We start from the raw sequence: 18,963 nt of genomic DNA, 5'->3' as shown, positions 1-18,963 counted from the left end.
TTTTGTTTGATTTAGTTTCATTCCGGAGGTGTTTAATGGGCATAACGTTTACTACCGTACCATAAGGCTTCTTTGGTAGAATTAAAATTTTGAATACTGCGTTTCAGAAAATTTAATTCTACAGATTCGCTGTAATTCTGCGAATGTCTGAGGTGTTTTATTAGTGTTTTCATAGCAATTCAAAATAATTAATAGTTTAAACGATAACGTCTTTTGCTGTTCCAAGATTCACTTTTAGAATAATGTACTGTTCCTGTAATTTGATTGTTGTTTAAAGTTCTCATGATGTTCGATTTTTTGATTGATGTTTTTGTTTGATGTTATATAAGATAGACGAGGCATAAACTGTTTTGTTACAGTGTAAACGTTTGAAATCAGGATATTAACAAATTTTTAGTATTTAAGATGGTATGATATTTGGCAGAAATACTTGTAGAAATAAAGGGAAATCTTAACAATTTTTAGGAATGATTATTGTTACTATTAAAAATTAAAATATATTTTTGAAATCGTTATTAAGCCCTATGAAACATATTCTTTTTTTCTGTTTTACCGTTTTGTTTTCAACTTCTGTGTGGTCTCAAATAGACAATCGAGAAAGTAAATCTACTACTATTCCGGCGATTGAAAGTGAACAAGGCGAAGAAACAGAAACCAATAGTTTAAATATAGAACCATTGGAATCGACTGACTTATCAACTCCTAACGAAAATAGTGTAAATGGTTTATCTGTTTCTAAACGTCCCGATTTAAATACAGAGGAAGAGTTTTCTATGTTTTATAAAAAGAAGTTTGGAAATCCGGCCGAATTGTATCAGGAAAAATTAAATCGTCAGTTAGAAATGCCTGAATCAGAAGCAGCAAATCCAGACGCTACCGGAAGTTTGGTTGATGTATATTTTGGAGATGTAAAGACCAAATCGGGGAAAGTAAATATAGTGTACCGCGACCATCAGGCTTTCGATGGTGATCGTATTATGGTTTTGGTTAACGACGATATTATTCAGTCCAATGTCTTACTAACAAACGGTTATAGTGGTTTTAAGCTGGAGTTGCAACCGGGCTTTAATAAAATTGATTTTAAAGCCATTAATCAGGGAACGTCTGGGCCGAATACTGCAGAATTTCAAATTCTGGATGAAAACGGAAACATTATAACCGGTAATCAGTGGAATTTAGCCACAGGTGTAAAGGCCAGTATTATAGTCGTAAAGGAATAAGTGTATTGCGTTCTTTAATAATAAACTAACCTTTAGTTAATCATTTCTTAAGAATAGTTTTCGTTCTTAATAAACAAATTTCAATAACTTCTATTATATTTGTATAGATTTGAATTTATGTTAGCCCATTTCTTTAGGTTAATACACAAATCGGAACATCTAATAAGTTTAAAAAATTAATACAACAGTAATTCATGGCTAAGTCCCAACAGGCATACAATAAAATAGAAAAAGAAAAAGCCCGTCAAAAAAAGCGCGAAGAAAAACAAAAGAAAAAAGAAGAGCGCAAAGCAAATAAAGAAAACCAGGGAATTCAATTTGCATATGTGGACCAGTATGGGAATTTAACCGATACTCCGCCAGATCCTGCCGAAAAAATTAAGGTAGATGCTGATGAAATTGTTTTAGGGGTTCCTAAAAAAGAAGAATCTACAGAAGAAGTAGACCCGATTAAAAAAGGAAAAGTAGCCTTTTTTGATACCTCTAAAGGTTTCGGATTTATTATAGATAATGATACCCAGGAAAAACACTTTTGTCACGTTAGTGGCTTAATAGATGCCATCGCAGAAAATGATAATGTAGAATTTGAGTTAGAACGTGGTATGAAAGGTATGAACGCTGTACGCGTAAAGAAAATTTAATTAGAAGTAAATTCTAATTAAATTTTCTTTTTTCGAACCAGCGTCCGGCCATACTGATATTAAGGGTTAATAGGTGATAATGTTCCTGAATTAAACTCTCGTAAACAAGTCCTTTATTGCCATAAGAATAAGTAAGGTTTAACATGGAAAGTCCATCATATCTCAAAGGAATTCCAAGTCCGAAGTCTACGGTGTAATTACTTATTTTTTTGTGGTTTATTTCCAGATTTCCACTATCGTAATTTAAGCCGGCTCTGTATTCCAGGGCATTCCAGAATTTAGTTGTATTTTGTTTTGGAGCAAAGGCCAGACCAAGACCGAAACTGTTCTGATCTACAAATGTGCCGAGTTGATCTTTTTGTTCGGTGTTACTCCAGTAGTTTTTTCTGTAATCAAAAGCGACAGTAAACTGTTCTTTTATCTGAGTTTGAAAACCAAAACCAAGTTCCATAGGAAGTTTAAAATTATCAAGCGTATTATTCGTGTAAATATCGCTATCGTATAACTGAGATACAGTAGTATCGCGACTTCCTTTTAAAGCGGTTCCAAAATTAATTATCGATCCAAAGGTAGTATGTTTAAACGGCGAATATTGTATTCCGGCACCAAATCGCAAACCACTGTAACTGTTGGCATCGTAAACAGTTAAAATATTACTGCCAATATAGTTGGTTTCTGTTTCTTTAATCTGTCCAAACAAAACCGAACCGGTTACACCTAAACTTAAATTCTTCAGTAGTTTATAACCATAATTCAGCTTTAAATCATTTAAACCTCCGGATCCTTCTATATCGCTTAAAAATGTATTCGTAGATCCTTCAATATCTGTTTCAATATTACTTATACTATAACCAACATTGGTATAAGGAATTAAGGTAAGACTCAATCCTGATTTAGAATTTATTGGAAAAGCAAAGGCCATGTTCGAGAAATTGGCGTTTAATTTAGTGTCTTGCTGCGCGCCTTCAATTTGAACTCCAAATTCAGATTTTATACCGATATCAAAAAAGAAAGCGTGTAAGGGAATATCTGCCAGCGATGCGGGGTTCATATTATTTATAAACGTACTGGATCCTGTCGCAATTCCTGTGTTTCCCATACTTGTGGTTTTTCCGGTATTGGTATTATTCAATAATCCCAGGCCGTAAAGCGAGTAAGGTGAACTTGAGAGGGTGTTACTCTGACTAAAACCGGATGTCATTGTAATCAGGACTATTAAAGTAAAAAGATAATATTTATTCATTGTCGTAAAGGGCATAATAAAGTTCTAAAGTGGTTTTGTATTGAGATTTATCTGAATTTTCACCTTCCAGAATATAGCGATCTACAGAATCTGTAAATCCCTTAGGTTTAATTGCTAAAAACAAATTGTCACGGTTGTTTGCTTCTAACTTCTGGTCCAGGAAATATTTTATGTTAATGTTATATGTATCCTGATCCATTTCGGAAGCGTTACTGCCTTTTATGGCATAAGCATAATCCCCGCTGTAGTCTATTAGCTGAGATAATTCGTTTGATTTTTGATCTATAATATATACCTCTAAGGAATCTCTGGTCGTAAGATTGTTGGTGTTTGTATTGCTTTGCAGGGTGAATTTTAAATTAGCACCTGTTATAGACCCGGAACCTGTAATGTTATTAATTTGTTCTAAATACGGGATGTCAATACGCGTTGCCAGTCCGGCTCCGGCCTGTATATAACTTAAATTATCAGTCGTTTTACTGCTAATATAGCGTTGCTGCTCTGTTAAGGTTTTAAAATAGGTGTTGTTATAATCTGTAGCAATGTTGTGAAAACTTTTTCCAGCGTTCAGGGTGATATCAAAATAACTAACTTCCGATTCTATTTCCGATTTTATGCTGTAAAACAATCGTAATTTGGAAGTTGTGTTAAAGCTTAAAATAGCGGTGTTTTCGGCTGAAGGCTCAATAGTTAAACCTTTATAGGTGTCTAACAGTTCGCTTAAGTTGTTGATTTCATTATTTTGTAAAGTACTAAATAGTGTTTTTCCAAACGAGCTATCTAAGGTAAAGTGTAAAGAATCAGATTTTTTAGGAGTAGGGTAACACGAGATACTACCTATAGAAGTAGCGCTTCTGGTATATGTAGAGGTGTTATAAAAATAGGTAGCTTCCGGTTTAAGCGTTTCCAGCACTTCATAAACATCAAATTTCTGGACCGAAAGGGTATCGTTGTAGGAATATGAATTATAGTCTAAAATAAGGGCTATAGAATCGTAGACCGCATCGCTGTCAATATCGAATTTTTCTGAATATAATTGAATATACGGTGTTGCTTTAATGCTTCCGAATACGGGGTCTGTATAAGAGCCGAATAATAGCCTGCTGGGACTGCTAATATAAATAGAGTCGTATTTAAAGGTAGACGTCTTAACAGTAAAGGTGTCGATGTAAAACACTTTCGTGTCGTTATTTATCCAGTCTTCGCCTACGGTAGTTGAATTATCGGGTTCACAGCCCATAATAAGAAAGGTCATGCTTAATCCTAATAACAGATTTTGTAGAAGTGTTCGATTCATAGTTTAGTTTTAAAATCGAACGAACTTAATATTAGTCTGTTATTCTGTAAAAAGCAATAGACCAACACAGTAATTATCTATTCCAAATAGCATTTCAATTCTACAAAACGTCGGGTTAGAGTTTATCGAAAAGGATTGGGGGTTGGTATAGACAATCTCGGGGTCTATCTAGTTTATTTTTAAAAAGAGTTGTTTGAGATTAAGTTTGAAAGAAAATTTATTCTCCATAAAGTATGTAACAGCAGGAGAAAAACAAAAAATAAAAAGTAATTTCAATATGATTAAGTATTCAGTTAAATTATTAGTGCTATGTGCACTGGCAGTAAGTTTTTATAATTGTTCCGGTAATGATGATGACGGTGATCGTGGAAACTGGAAAGAACGTTCTGTTTTTGATGGTGTTCCAAGGAGTAATGTTGTAGGATTTGTAATTGACAATAAAGGCTATATGGGAACGGGGTATGACGGCGATGATTATTTAAATGATTTCTGGGAATACAATATTGAAGGGGATTACTGGGTTCAGAAAGCAGATTTTCCGGGTACTCCAAGAAGCGCGGGATCAGGGTTTGCTATAAATGGCAATGGTTATATTGGATTGGGCTATGATGGTGTTGATGAATTAAGTGATTTCTGGCAGTACAACCAAAGTTCCAATGTCTGGACACAAAAAGCTGATTTTAAAGGAGGACCACGCCGCTCGGCTGTTGCCTTTTCAGCAAATAATACAGGCTATATCGGTACTGGATATGACGGAGAAAACGATAAGAAAGACTTTTATAAATATAACCCAACTACAGATCAATGGTCGGAATTAGTTGGTTTTGGCGGAGAAAAACGTCGTTTCGCTACGAGTTTCACCATTAATGACAGAGTGTACCTTGGTACCGGAGTAAGTAATGGGCTGTATAAAAAAGATTTCTGGGAATTTGACCCGTCAACCGAGGTGTGGACACGATTAAACGACCTGGATGAAGAAGATGATTATGCTATTGCTCGTTCGAATGCCGTAGGATTTAGTTTAAATGGTCTAGGGTATATTACTACAGGTTATAATGGAGGGGTTTCCAGTAGTATCTGGGAATACACCCCAGGAAGTGATACCTGGGAAGAAATTACAAATTTAGAAGCAACTGCTCGCCAGGATGCGTTAGGATTTTCTACAGGAACCCGGGCATTTGTACTTTTAGGACGCAGCGGAAGTTTGTATCTGGATGACAACTACGAGTTATTTCCTCAGGAAACATACGACGACGAGGATTAAAAATTAAAATAGTAATCCCTAAACTTCAATTCATCCCATCTATTAGATCAATATAAGTCAACTCTAATTTAAATACATACAATGATTATGAAAACGCTTAAAAAAATAAAAGGTTTGATTTTAGTTGCCAGTTTAATTTGTCTGTCAGGTTGTTCTTCGGATGATGATGTAAATTCAGAAGATTCAACAGATCAAACTGAAGCACTTGAGGTAACTATTACAGAAACGAATGCTTCAGGAACACCAGAAGGTGATGTTTCCAGTATAGGAGCTGATGAAGATGATTTGGTGGAAAACGCAAGTTTTGAATATACTGTTAAAATTGATTTTTCAGAAAACGCTGCAACCATCTCGAATCCGGTTTCTGGTAATGGAGTAGAAGTAACACAGGAGGAAGGTAAGGTTACCGTTGTTTCTGCTGTGTCAGGAGTGGCCTACGAAATTTCGGGATCTACTAACGATGGAGCACTAAAAATTTATAGTGATAAAAAATTTAAGCTATCTCTGAAAGATGCCTCTATTACAAATAATGAAGGTCCGGCAATTAATGTACAATCCAGTAAGACAGTGTTTGTAATTTTAGAAGGCGAAAACGCGGTTAGTGATGCCGCTTCTTACAGTAATATTCCGGAAGATGAAGATGCAAAGGCTGCATTTTTTAGTGAAGGACAATTGGTGTTTAGCGGAACTGGATCCTTAAATGTCGCCGGTAAATATAAACATGGTATTGTGAGCGATGACTACATTCGGGTAAGATCCGGTGAAATTAATATTACTGAAGCCGTAAAAGATGGAATTCACACGAATGATTATTTAATTGTCGATGGTGGAACTTTAAATATTGTAGCTTCAAGTGATGGTATAGATTGTGAAGAAGGATATATTATTGTAAATGACGGTACTTTTAATTTAGATGTGGCTGACGACGGTATTGTAGCATCTTACGATATTACAGACGAATCGGAGCCTGATACTTCTATTACACCAAATGTAACCATAAACGGAGGTACTTTTAATATAAATACATTTGAAGGTGAGGGTATAGAAAGTAAAGGAATCCTGACTATAAATGATGGGACTTTTGAAATTAATGCTGAAGATGATGGTTTAAATGCTATTGGTAACTTGTATATAAATGGCGGTAAAATTTATGTGTATAGCAATTCTAACGATGCTATAGACACAAACGCTGATATTACGATTACCGGTGGAACCATTATAGCCATAGGGAGTAATAGCCCTGAAGGCGGTGTGGATGCAGATAACAATACCTTTAAAATAACAGGAGGCACTTTGCTTGGTCTGGGAGGTACAACAACCAAACCAACAGCAAGTGTGTCTACTCAGAACGCTTTGATTTTTGATGGTATTAATGCAAATACTTTACTGCATATTCAGTCCGAAGATGGTTTGGAAGCATTAACATATCAAATTCCAAAATCTGTAAACACTATTTTATATTCAAGTGCAAAATTAGAGTCCGATGTCACATACAACATTTACAGTGGAGGTTCTGTAAGTAATGGAACTGAATTCCAGGGATTATATATTTCCGGAAGCTATAGTGGCGGAACATCATTTAGTAAATTTACAGTTAATGCCACGGTCACTCAAATTGGTGGTGCAGTAGGTCCGGGTGGAAGATAATTCACCTAAAAAACGTTCAACCAAAACTTCAAAATAATATGAAACGTAAAGCATTTTTAAAAAAAGGATTACTTGGGGTTGGTACTGTAGTGGTGGGTTTACCAACAGTTATGGCATCATGCTCTAACTCGGATGATGATATAGAAACTGATAACACCTTTACAACTTCTGGAGACGGATCTTGTACCGTATCTCCGCAGGAAACTGCCGGACCATTCCCTATAATTACACCGGCCAGTCTGGTAAAAGCAAATATTATTTCAGATAGAAATGGTGTGGCTCTGTTAATTAATTTAACTGTAAATAAACGCGAAAGTTCCGATGTCTGCAATCCTTTGGCAGGAGTGTATGTTGATTTGTGGCATTGCGATTCCGAGGGTAATTATTCACAATATGGCGGCACAAATATGCAGAGTACAAACTACAGTGATAAAAACTTTTTAAGAGGACGACAGTTAACTGATAGTAACGGACAAGTCTCATTTATAAGTATATTTCCCGGCTGGTACAGGGGGAGAGCACCTCATATCCATATAGAAATCCTGGATACCGATGAAAAATCTTTAGGTGTAACACAGATTGCTTTTCCAAAGGAAGTTTGTAATACGGTATACAGTACGACCTATTATAACGGTGAAGCCGATACGTCTAATGAAAGCGATAATGTATTTTCCGATAGCCTGGATGGCAATATGGCTGATAGTGTTTCTGGAAATACAGAAGACGGTTATACTCTGGAAAAGGTAATTACGGTATAGAATAAAATAGTTAGTTTTTATTTTTTGTTTAGTTCATTTTTACTGTTTTAAAAACCCTAAGAGATTAGGAGGTCTCTTAGGGTTAAATTTAAGTGTATGCAAAAACGTTTAAAAATAATTCTGGGCTTGAGTGTTGTTTGTTTGTTAGCTATTTTAACCCACAACAGTTATAAGTCGAAAACATCGAATTACAATATAGAAGTGTATCCGGTAACAACAGGTTACGGGTATAAAATAAGTGTGTCTAAACGGGTTTTAATTCAACAGGATGTAATTCCTGCAATAGCAGAAAACACGGCATTTTGCAGCTCAGAAGACGCTAAAAAAACAGGTTTGCTTGTTATTTCAAAACTGGAACACAAACAAAATCCACGCATTACCAAAACAGAACTGGAAGCGCTTGGTGTAGCATTAAATTGTATAAATTAGCTTAAAACTGTCTATGACCAAATTAAAGCCAAATTTTAAAAAGGAAGCACTGATTCAAGTTGTAATCTGGGCTATATTCTTTAGCATATTTTTTCTTCAGATTTATCTGAATACGGGAAAATTACCCATTCCTTTTTTGGGGTTTTTAATGGTTGGCATAATAACGTTTTATATCAATTATTTAATTTTAGTACCGCAGTTTTTACTGAAGAAAAAGCAGGTACTATATTTTTTAAGTATTATTGTACTTATTGTTTTGGCTGTAGTTTTTACTGAATTTATTCTGCCAAAGCCTGCGCTGATGGAGCACATGCCTAAGCCAGAGAATTTACCGCCTCCAGACGGTTTTGATACTTCCGGGCCAAAACCAAAAATCAGAGAATTTCGATTTGGATTTCCACTATTCTTTAACCTTATTTTAATCGTTATAGGTACTGCTATAAAAATGTATCTGGAATGGGAGAAGAATATTAAACTGCAACAAGAAATTGAAAGTCAGAAATCTAATGCTGAATTACATTTTTTAAAAAATCAGTTGAGTCCGCATTTTTTATTTAATTCATTAAACAGTATTTATTCTTTAACCAGTAAAAAGTCTAACGACGCTCCGGAAGCCGTAATTACGCTTTCCGAACTTATGAGATATATGTTATATCAGGCAGATAATGAATTTGTATTACTTAGAGATGAACTGGAATATGTTCAGAACTATCTAAAGCTACAGCGCTTAAGAATTGCGAATAATAAAGATGTGATTATTAATATTCGGGGCGATGTAGATCGTCAGAAAATAAGACCCTTATTACTAATTCCATTTATTGAAAATGCGTTTAAATACGGGACAGATTTTAAAGGTAATACTCTGGTGCATATCGAAATACAGGTTAAAGGTGACGTGTTAGATTTTAAATGCATAAATTTAATAGGAAACAGGAAGCAGGATCCGAAAAATTCCGGAATTGGGTTACAAAACACCAAAGAGCGTCTTCAGTTACTTTACCCCAATAAGCATACGTTGCTTATCGATGAAGATTCCAGTCAGTTTATTGTAACCTTGAATTTAAATTTAACGGTATGAAATGTATAATTATAGATGATGAACCTTTAGCAATTGACGTTGTAGAATCATATCTAAAACAGCTGGGAGGTATCGATATTGTAGCTAAATGCACGAATCCGTTAGAAGCTATTACCTTACTAAATAAACACAAAGTAGATTTAGTATTTCTGGATATTGAAATGCCCAATTTAAGTGGTATCGATTTAGTAAAATCGATCGAAAATTTACCTCAATTTATATTTACTACAGCCTATCCGCAATACGCTTTAGACGGATTCAACTTAAACGCCACCGATTATTTGGTGAAACCCATTCCGTTTCACCGTTTTATAAAAGCAGTTTCACGAGCAAAAGAAAAATACGAATTGGAACATTTACAATCTGCTAACGGCATCCCTGTTACTTTAGGCACTTTGCCTAAACCCGAAAACGACTTTATTTTTGTGAAATCGGAATACGAAAACATTAAAATTAAAACCGATACAATAACTTATATTCAGGGACTGAAAGACTATATTAAAATTCATGTCATCGACACCAATAAAGCCATTATTACCTTGTCGAGCTTTAAAGAAATTTTAGAGAAATTGCCACAAAACAACCAGTTTTTAAGGGTGCATAAATCGTTTATAGTCAACATTAATGCTATTAAGGCGCTACAAAAAACAAAGATTGTTTTGCATGACGATATGCGTATTCCTATTGGCGAAACCTTTAAAAAAGAGGTTTTAGAGCGTTTGGGAGTTTAGGGGCTTAATAGTTGAAAGCTGTTGTATCTTGAAAACTGCAACTGAAGACTAAATATAGCGCTACTGAAGGATTCCCTGTCCTATGGAAATTAGCGTTCTAAAAATTTTGGAACGTTTGGTATTTAATTTAAGACTTCATTAATATCAATAAGATGCAAACAATCTCCCCGTTGTGTCGCGTTGTGAAATTTAAAGTAGGATTAAGGTTATTTAATATTCCGAGTTGATTTTAACAGTTTTATCTACTGTTTAACAAATTGTTTTTTAGCTGTTTGTGGTTTTTCTGTAAATTCATTTAAAGATTATAGGAATAAACACTACAACCTAAATTACCGTCTATGGCATCTAGAGGAAATTTTAATAGTAAATTTGGATTTATAGCAGCAGCAGCCGGAACCGCTGTAGGTCTTGGTAATATCTGGCGGTTCCCGTTCGAAGTCGCGAATGGAGGAGGAGCCGCTTTTCTGCTTGTTTATCTTGCGTTTTGTTTTATTTTCTGTCTGCCTATTATGCTCACCGAAATTGCGGTTGGTCGAAACACACAAAAGGACGCCTCTGGTGCATTCGGGCATCTGGGATTTCCGAAATGGCGCTTTCTTGGAAAAATGGGAATCTTATCAAGTACCATTGCCTTATCCTTTTACATTACCATTGCAGCCTGGTCTCTCGGTTATGTTATAGAGATGCTTGTCGGTAATTTTTCAATCGGGACCCAATTCAACACCTATGTAGCAGATATATGGTTGATTGGAACTTACGGCATCGTGTTTATGGTTGTAACAGCTATTATTGTATCTAAAGGTATTGCTGGCGGCATAGAGAAAGCTTCTAAACTATTAATGCCCATATTATTAGTCATGATTGTGCTATTGTCGATTTATACGCTAACGCTTGAACATGCAATCAAAGGGGTTTCGTTTTATTTAATTCCCGATTTCTCTAAATTGAATTTTTCGGTTGTGTATGGTGCCATTAGTCAGGCGTTCTTTTCGCTCTCCATAGGGCTATCTATTTACGTCACCTTTGGCAGTTATATATCCAAAGATGATAACCTACTATCTTCTGCTGCATTAATAACACTGAGTGATGTTGTAGTGGCATTTCTTTCAGGGTTTATGCTGTTCCCTATCGTGGCCTACATCAGCGGCGGGCTAATGGACAATGTAAGTGGAGGTCCGGGGTTGATTTTTGAGACCTTACCAGGCGTCTTTGCATCTATTGGGAATCTCTGGGGCAGCATTATAGGGGTAATATTTTTTCTGCTCCTCACGTTCGCGGCATTAACCAGTGCCATCGGATTGCTTGAGGTGCCTGTTACCTATTTAATCGACACCCATAAAATGCCGCGCAGGAAGGCGGTTATTGTAATGTGTATCTTAATTTTTGTGCTAGGCATACCCTCTATGCTGGGAAATGGCTATTCCAGTTTCTTTACAAACTTTATTCACTATGGAAGCGATACACAGGCCACTAACTTTTTGACCTTCTTAATGCATTCACTCGATATCTTACTGATTTCAGGAGGGATACTCATTTCTGTTTTTGCAATTCACGTTTGGAAAGACGACAAGCTCGCCGCTGAAATTAGTTCAGGGTTCCCCGCTTATAACACGGCATTCATCCGGAAAGTATTACGGATTCTAATTGGCTACGTGTGCCCAGTAGTGTTAAGTGTCGTTTTGCTATTTACGATTCTTGACAGATATTTCGGAATCACCATAATTTAATAAACCCTTGTTAGCACTTACAATAAACTACACCTTACATTTCCGGAAAACAGGTTTAAAATGCTGTTTAAAAATATTTTAGGCTTAAACAGTTAAACTTAAGTAGTTTATCTATTAACGCTACTTTTAACAACTGGTATTGCTCCATAGGTTGTAAGATTTTTTCTATTTTTATATGAAATAAAAAGGGGATAAATACAATTGTGTTTATTCCTATGTTAGAAAACATTTGAGAAAAACATATGAATTCAGTAAAAGACTTAATATACTTCGATTATGACAAAGCAAAATCACTTAACAGTCAGTTGAGTGGTGGAATTGTTAGCGAAATAACTAGAGCTATCGAAGAACAAGGAGGACTTCAATCTGAATTTGGTTTTGATATAAAATTATTAAAGGCAAAGGTTGGAGCAATAGCGGACGAAAAAACTATAAAAACGGAAAGAATTGAACTCTATCACGAGTTACTGAATGAAGTAGAATCTAAGTTGACCAAGAAAAATGTTTTAAAAGACCTAAATCAAGCTTTGACTACAGATGGTAAATCATTTAATGACTTTTTAGAAAATGTCCCAGGATACACGTTCGTAAAGGCTAATGGCTGGAGTTCTTTTGAAGATTACGGGAGGTTTAAAAATATTATGGCGAATTTCAACGATATACAAAGGTTGATTTATGCTTCTGCTTTAGAAAACAATCCGGAAATTATTGCTCAAAGAAAGCAAATAAACGATTTAAAAAAAGGACTTAAACAATCTCAAAATCATAAGGAACTGAATAGATTAAAAGCAGCTGAAAAATCATTTGATAAATTTATAGAAGAGCATTCAGAAGCACAATTACTTGATGAAACATTTGTAGAAAGAGTAAAGACATTTTTAGATACGTTTTCACCAAACCGATTGAATTTCAGACTGGCGCCATTTGATTCTTTTCCTGAATTTCAAATTTTAGCGAACCTAAAAAGTCAATACCTAGTGAATGGGGACTTTGAAAATGTGATTTTTACATATGGTAGTAGACCAAATATCAAATTGTCAGTTTTTGGAGTTATAACGTCTTGCCCACAAGAACAAGATGTGAGAGTAGATCTAAATGATGAATATCTCGCTTATGATGAAGAGGAACTGACGGAAGAAGCTGTTTATGATAAAGTTTTCCGAAATGTTTTTGCGTCTTTTGAAAACTTTGAGAAGTTCTTCTTTGTACCTAGCTATCCAAAAATAGCAATAAGTCCAATTGGAATTTATCGAGAAGTAATAATAGAATAAAAAATGTTGCCTAACGATTGCTCCTATGAAAAGCACTAGTCCAGTTTCTCAAATTTAGTATTTATTAATCTCATAATAATGATAACGAGGTTTGGATAAGAGCGTGTTTTATGACAAATCCAACACCGATTCAATATCCAACACTTCCAAACTATCCCCAGGTTGTAAATTGGCTAAATGGATAGTTCCCACACGAACACGCACCAGACGCAAGGTAGGAAAACCAACGGCAGAGGTCATTTTCCTAACCTGGCGGAATTTGCCTTCTGTTAGGGTAATGGAAACCCAGGAGGTTGGTCCGTGCCGTTCGTTTCTTAGTTTTTTCCAGCGTTCCGGTAAGTCTGGAGCTGTTTGCAGTTTAAACACGTTGCAGGGTTTCGTTATATATTTCTTACCGTGTAAGCCGATTTCGACACCTTCACTTAATTTTAAAACAGCAGCTTCATCTATGTCGCCATCTACCTGTGCGTAATATTCCTTTTCAACCTTGGAGCTATTAATCAAGTCGCTGGTTTTACCATTTGTAGTTAGCAGCAGGAGGCCTTCCGACTTTTCGTCTAAACGTCCAACAGACATAATACCCTCGGGGAAATCGCCCAGCTCGCCAAGTAGTTTTTTCCTGTGTTGTTTTTGTCCGTTATTAACAAACTGACTTAAATAGCCGTAAGGTTTATAAATTTTAAAATGTTTATGCATGGGGTAAATAACGTGATTTCGATGTAAAATTGATTAAGACTTAATTCTTTTAATATAATGTCCGATTCTCACTTCGAGCCTTCCTAACGGACAGTCAGGCGTAGTCGGGAACATCAAAAAAATTACCTTGTGTAGGATTTCGACTGCGCTCAATCTGACAATGAAAATTCAACTTTTTGATTTAAAGTTACAAACTAAACAGAAGCTTTTAAAATGTCGAATACCAGAGCTTTAGTTAGTTTTTCTCCTTTAGCCTTTTCGCGAATGGTTTCAAACTCAACCTTAAAGTCGCATCCCCATTTAAATTCACTACAGCCATAGGCAGATTTGCCTTTTAGAACAGTACCCTTGTTGCATTTCGGACAAGTTAAGGTATCCGGAATATCTTGCTTTTCTTTTTTCTCCGGTAGTTTTTTTTGCTCTAAAACCAGATTAAAGTCTTCATCAAAACGTAACAGCCCTTCAACTTTACCCTGCTCCGTTTTAAACCCCTTAAGGTTAACTGTGGAGCCTTTTTGAAGTAATCGGATAAATTGTTTTTCTGATATTTTCTTTTCACCATAGCTAAAAGGCAGTACAAAATTACAACCACTTTTAAAAGCACTGCAGCCATAAGCCGATTTCCCTTTAATAAGTGTGCCTTGCTTGCATTTAGGACATGTTTCAGCGAGGATTCCGGCTTGTTTTTTGGCTTCGGCCTTAACAGCTTTTTTCTTGGAGCTTACCGCGTGAGAAATATTGGCGCGTTTGGTTTCACTTCGTACTTCGTAAACCAGGTCGTCTACCATACGTTTCATGTTCTTTATAAACGTGCCGGCATTATAGTCGCCTTTTTCGATGTCTTTTAACTGTTTTTCCCAGAGTCCGGTAAGTTCGGCAGATTTTAATAATTCGTTTTGAATAATATCTATCAGCTGAATGCCCGTAGTTGTCGGTAATATTTGTTTTTTATTTCGAATAATGTATTTGCGTCGGAAAAGGGTTTCTATAATATTGGCACGGGTAGAGGGTCTTCCTATACCGTTTTCTTTCATCAATTCCCGCAGATCTTCATCATCTACCTGCTTTCCGGCTGTTTCCATAGCACGGAGTAAAGAAGCCTCTGTATATTGATTAGGTGGTTTGGTCTGCTTTTCTAAAAACGATGGTTCATGCGGTCCTTTTTCTCCTTTTTCGAAAGCCGGTAAAATGCCAGTTTCTTTTTTCTCTTTGTCGGGAGATTCAAAAACAATACGCCAGCCTTTTTTTAGAATTTCCTTACCGGTTGTTTTAAAATTCACTTGTGCAGCTTTACCAATTACTGTAGTGTTTGCCACAGAACAATCGTCGTAAAACACAGCGATAAATCGGCGCACGATGATGTCGTAAACGAGTTGCTGATTGTGCTGTAAATGTATTTGTATTCCTGTAGGAATTATGGCGTGGTGATCGGTTACCTTTTTATCGTTAAAAACCTTGGGTGATTTCTTTATTTTTTTGTCTAACAACGGTGTTGTTAACGCACTGTAATTCGTCAGATTTTTTAGAATCCCCGGTACTTTCGGATAAATGTCTGAAGGTAAAAATGTAGTATCTACCCTGGGGTAGGTCACCACTTTTTGCTCGTATAATTTCTGAACAATTTTAAGCGTGTCATCTGCAGAAAATCCGAATTTCGTATTACAATACACCTGTAAACCTGTTAAGTCGAATAACTTTGGGGCGTATTCTGTACCTTTTTTTTTGGTGATGGAAACTATCTCAAAGTCGTCTTCTTTTACTTTATTTGCTAAAATTTCTCCGTCCTCCATTTTAAGAAAACGGCCTTCTTCATAGCTAAATAAAGTGTCTCTGTATAAAGTCTGAAGTTCCCAGTAGGGTTGGGGCTTAAAGTTTTCTATCTCTTTAAACCGGTTAACCACCATGGCAAGTGTAGGGGTTTGAACACGCCCTATGGACAATACCTGCTTATAGCCACCGTGTTTTAACGTGTACAATCGGGTAGCATTCATACCCAGAAGCCAGTCGCCAATAGCTCTGGAGAATCCTGCATAATATAAGTTGTCGTATTGCGTGGCCGGTTTTAAATCGTCAAAACCTTCTTTTATCGCTTCGGTTGTTAAAGATGAAATCCACAGACGTTGTACTTCGCCTTTATAATGCGCCTGGTCTAAAACCCAGCGTTGTATAAGTTCTCCTTCCTGGCCGGCATCCCCGCAGTTTATAACCACATCGGCTTTTTCAAATAGACTTTTAACAATTTTAAATTGTTTTTGTATGCCCGAATCTGCTGTAACCTTGGTTTTAAACTTTTCCGGAAGCATAGGCAAATTATTTAAATCCCAGCTTTTCCAGTGTGGTTTATAATCGTTCGGTTCAAATAAAGTACATAGATGTCCAAAAGTATAGGTAACCGCATAACCATTACCTTCAAAATAGCCATCGCGTTTGGTATTGGCACCTAAAACGGCGGCTATTTCACGGGCAACACTAGGTTTCTCGGCAATGCATACTTTCATGTTCAATCTTTAACTTAGGGGGCGCAAATTAGAAAATTCAACCTGTTTTTGAAAATAGAATTATCAGGAGTTATTAACGGTTCGAAGGGAAGATTAATCCCCTGTGTTTTGCATAAAATCAGGAAAACCACCAGGAGTCCATTTTATCTCTCGTGCTCGTGTAGCGCGATTCGGATCTACCAGTTCCGGGCCTTCAATGTCTTTATAGTCTCTGGCGTGATAAATCATAACATCTGTTTTTCCATCTTCAGATACTGTAAAGGAATTATGTCCCGGGCCATAACGTTTTAAATCGTCGTTGGTATAAAATACAGGGCCTGGAGATTTGTTCCAGTTATCGGCATTTAAAATATTTTTATCATCGTCTATCCATAATAAACCAAGGCAATAATTGTGATTGGTTGCACTTGCCGAATACGCTACAAATATTTTTCCATTCTTTTTAAGTACTGCCGGACCTTCATTAACATTATATTTTTGACGTTCCCAGCTAAATTCTGGTTGTGTTATTACTACTTCAGGGCCAATTAAAGTCGTTGGGTTTTTCATTTCCGAAAGGACTAAAGCAGTGGCGTGACTGTCTGGAGATACATTTTGAGCCCAGATCATATAGTGTTTCCCGTGGTGTTCGAAAGTCGTTGCATCTAAAGAAAACGAATCGTGTTTGGTTTTAATCTGTCCTTCTTCTTTCCAGGTGCCTTCCATAGGATTTTTCGATGTGTTTGAAAGCGCGTACATGCGTATTTTCCAGATTTCTTCGGCTTCACCCGCTGCAAAATAAATATACCATTTACCATCAATAAAATGTAGTTCTGGCGCCCAGATATGATGACCCATAATCCCTTTTTCGTGCTTCGTCCAGACTGTTTTTTCTTCAGCTGTTTTTAATCCGTTAATGGTTTTGGCCTGACGCATGACTATTTTATCGTAGTCAGGCACAGTAGCAATAAAATAATAGGTTCCGTCATCGGCTTTAAATACCCAGGGATCGGCACGTTGCTCAGCAATCGGGTTATTAAATTTAATATCCTGGGCCAATACTGAACCTGAAAAAAGTGTTATTACAATTAGTAATAAGGTGAATTTTAAGTTAGTCATAGAAATTAGTTTTACACAAAAATACATATTAAATCGAATTTTTACTTTTAATTCGATTGGTCTTTTTAGGTAAGGAAATAAAGAAGTCTGAGAATAAAAACAGACCTGAAATTAGAATGATATATCCCATTGTACTCTAAAACGCAAGGCATTAGATAAGTCTTCCTCAAAGCCTCTGAAGTCGAAATACGTGAATTCGGCCGAAAGTTTATTTTTATGGCCTTTAAAGAACCAGTTAAAGGCAATACCATATTCCTCCTCATAAAAGCTGTTAATGTCTGTATTAGGATAATAATACGCAATCCTGCTGGCGAATTCGAGTGATTCTGGAATTGCAGACCATAAATGATGAAAGAAATAGCCCGCCTGAAAATAGGCGCCTTTTAAGTGGGTCGTTTCATTATTAACATGATCGTAAACTTCTTTAAAGTGAAATTCGTTTTGCCAGGAAAAACCACGGTACATAAATGCTGTTTCAATCAGTTGTTGATTCACGCGATATTGTCCATCTACACCATCTTCAAAGCCCTCCAGTTGACCACCACCTGAAGTGGAAAAACGCGTATACGGGCTTCGGTTTGTAGCAGCAGCAACGGCAATTAATCCGGTAAATTTATCATGAAAGTCAGTGTCTGAACCAGAAAAGCCTAATTCACGTCCAAATAGATTGTATTGCAAACGTCCCACATACATTAAATTCTGATCGTCATTTTCAGTAGCACTGCGTCCCATACCTGTTAAAAGTGATAGATTGTATGAAATGTCGGCGAACGTTTCCGGGAATATGCGTCCATAAAATTCTATTCCCTGTTGTCGGTCTATGGTAAATGGGCGAGTGATTATTGAACGGTCTACAGTTTGTTGTTTTCCTGAGGAGATAACCCGTTCGCGGTTATAATATGTTTTCCACTGACCGATTTTAATTTTAAAAAAGTCCCATTTTTCAATCATTAATCTAAAATCCAGAAGATTACCCTGTGCAATATCGTATTCCCAGTAATATTCCAGCCAGGGTTTAAAGGCATGACCACCAATTTTTAATCTGGCGCGATTTATTTTAAATATCCTTCGGTTGTCGTCGTAAAGTTCGTCGTAAGTTAAGGGGTTCTGGTCGCTGGGTGTGGCAAACCTGAACTGAAATCGAGATTCTATTTGCAGTAAATAATTATCGTCTCTGGTACTGAATTCAAATCCCTTTTTACCATATTCTACCTTTATTTTTGGAAGTTCTTTTTTCGAAATTAAAGTGTCTTCACCAGGTGATTGCGCCAGTAAACCGGCAATACTACTAAGAAGAAAAAGAAAAAACAGTAATAAATAGTTGGTTTTTGTCGACATGCGGTTTGATTAAAGCAATTACTAATT

The 18,963-nt window shown here is 36.3% G+C and carries 17 protein-coding genes; 10 read left to right on the top strand and 7 right to left on the bottom strand.

The features are described 5' to 3' along the window. Positions 1-32: 32 nt before the first annotated feature. Positions 33-173, bottom strand: coding sequence for a hypothetical protein (locus tag I3217_RS02375; protein ID WP_435048126.1), 141 nt, complete (start codon positions 171-173; stop codon positions 33-35). 351 nt (positions 174-524) lie between these two features. Here I3217_RS02375 and I3217_RS02370 point away from each other — a divergent pair, with 351 nt between their 5' ends. After that, a complete protein-coding gene (locus I3217_RS02370; RefSeq protein WP_435048125.1) occupies positions 525-1,220 on the top strand; it encodes a hypothetical protein in 696 nt (231 codons plus the stop codon). 194 nt (positions 1,221-1,414) lie between these two features. After that, positions 1,415-1,861: a cold-shock protein gene (locus I3217_RS02365; RefSeq protein ID WP_435048124.1), complete on the top strand. Its 447-nt coding sequence runs from the start codon at positions 1,415-1,417 to the stop codon at positions 1,859-1,861. A gap of 13 nt (positions 1,862-1,874) precedes the next feature. Here I3217_RS02365 and I3217_RS02360 read toward each other — a convergent pair whose 3' ends face one another. Beyond that, positions 1,875-3,062 carry a hypothetical protein gene (locus I3217_RS02360; RefSeq protein WP_435048123.1) on the bottom strand — a complete coding sequence of 396 codons (1,188 nt, stop codon included), beginning with the start codon at positions 3,060-3,062 and terminating at the stop codon, positions 1,875-1,877. Positions 3,063-3,096: 34 nt separating this feature from the next. Further along, positions 3,097-4,401 (bottom strand): DUF4270 family protein, encoded by a 1,305-nt coding sequence (locus tag I3217_RS02355; protein ID WP_435048122.1) that lies wholly within the window; start codon positions 4,399-4,401, stop codon positions 3,097-3,099. Positions 4,402-4,678: 277 nt separating this feature from the next. Between I3217_RS02355 and I3217_RS02350 the strand changes: the two genes are divergently transcribed. The 8 genes from I3217_RS02350 (at position 4,679) to I3217_RS02315 (ending at position 13,306) form a co-directional block, all read left to right on the top strand. After that, positions 4,679-5,665: a Kelch repeat-containing protein gene (locus I3217_RS02350; protein WP_435048121.1), complete on the top strand. Its 987-nt coding sequence runs from the start codon at positions 4,679-4,681 to the stop codon at positions 5,663-5,665. An 87-nt stretch (positions 5,666-5,752) separates the two neighbouring features. After that, on the top strand, positions 5,753-7,312 hold the full coding sequence (locus I3217_RS02345; protein ID WP_435048120.1) for a carbohydrate-binding domain-containing protein: 1,560 nt from the start codon (positions 5,753-5,755) through the stop codon (positions 7,310-7,312). A 38-nt stretch (positions 7,313-7,350) separates the two neighbouring features. Then, positions 7,351-8,070: an intradiol ring-cleavage dioxygenase gene (locus I3217_RS02340; protein ID WP_435048119.1), complete on the top strand. Its 720-nt coding sequence runs from the start codon at positions 7,351-7,353 to the stop codon at positions 8,068-8,070. Positions 8,071-8,166: 96 nt separating this feature from the next. After that, positions 8,167-8,499 (top strand): DUF4907 domain-containing protein, encoded by a 333-nt coding sequence (locus I3217_RS02335; protein WP_435048118.1) that lies wholly within the window; start codon positions 8,167-8,169, stop codon positions 8,497-8,499. 13 nt (positions 8,500-8,512) lie between these two features. Further along, entirely contained in the window at positions 8,513-9,577 is a 1,065-nt protein-coding gene (locus I3217_RS02330; protein WP_435048117.1) for a sensor histidine kinase, read from the top strand. Then, positions 9,574-10,308 carry a LytR/AlgR family response regulator transcription factor gene (locus I3217_RS02325; protein ID WP_435048116.1) on the top strand — a complete coding sequence of 245 codons (735 nt, stop codon included), beginning with the start codon at positions 9,574-9,576 and terminating at the stop codon, positions 10,306-10,308. Before I3217_RS02330 ends, I3217_RS02325 begins: the two co-directional genes overlap by 4 nt. 338 nt (positions 10,309-10,646) lie before the next feature. Continuing rightward, positions 10,647-12,035 carry a sodium-dependent transporter gene (locus I3217_RS02320; RefSeq protein ID WP_435048115.1) on the top strand — a complete coding sequence of 463 codons (1,389 nt, stop codon included), beginning with the start codon at positions 10,647-10,649 and terminating at the stop codon, positions 12,033-12,035. A gap of 242 nt (positions 12,036-12,277) precedes the next feature. Continuing rightward, positions 12,278-13,306 (top strand): DUF6414 family protein, encoded by a 1,029-nt coding sequence (locus I3217_RS02315; protein ID WP_435048114.1) that lies wholly within the window; start codon positions 12,278-12,280, stop codon positions 13,304-13,306. A 108-nt stretch (positions 13,307-13,414) separates the two neighbouring features. On the opposite strand, the gene I3217_RS02310 is transcribed toward I3217_RS02315, so the two are convergent. The 4 genes from I3217_RS02310 to I3217_RS02295 all read right to left on the bottom strand — a co-directional run bounded on the left by I3217_RS02310 (position 13,415) and on the right by I3217_RS02295 (position 18,936). After that, positions 13,415-14,002 carry a pseudouridine synthase gene (locus tag I3217_RS02310; protein WP_435048113.1) on the bottom strand — a complete coding sequence of 196 codons (588 nt, stop codon included), beginning with the start codon at positions 14,000-14,002 and terminating at the stop codon, positions 13,415-13,417. A 194-nt stretch (positions 14,003-14,196) separates the two neighbouring features. Next, positions 14,197-16,500 (bottom strand): DNA topoisomerase 3, encoded by a 2,304-nt coding sequence (locus tag I3217_RS02305; protein WP_435048112.1) that lies wholly within the window; start codon positions 16,498-16,500, stop codon positions 14,197-14,199. A 93-nt stretch (positions 16,501-16,593) separates the two neighbouring features. Continuing rightward, complete coding sequence (locus tag I3217_RS02300; protein WP_435048111.1) at positions 16,594-17,598, bottom strand: glycoside hydrolase family 43 protein; 1,005 nt, start codon at positions 17,596-17,598, stop codon at positions 16,594-16,596. 111 nt (positions 17,599-17,709) lie between these two features. Further along, positions 17,710-18,936: a porin gene (locus tag I3217_RS02295; RefSeq protein ID WP_435048110.1), complete on the bottom strand. Its 1,227-nt coding sequence runs from the start codon at positions 18,934-18,936 to the stop codon at positions 17,710-17,712. Positions 18,937-18,963 lie beyond the last annotated feature (27 nt).

Origin of the sequence: Formosa sp. S-31 (assembly GCF_051172795.1) — a bacterium.
Taxonomy (GTDB): Bacteria; Bacteroidota; Bacteroidia; order Flavobacteriales; family Flavobacteriaceae; genus Formosa.
Note: the sequence above shows the minus strand (reverse complement) of the source record. Positions and strands in the feature narration are given on the sequence as shown.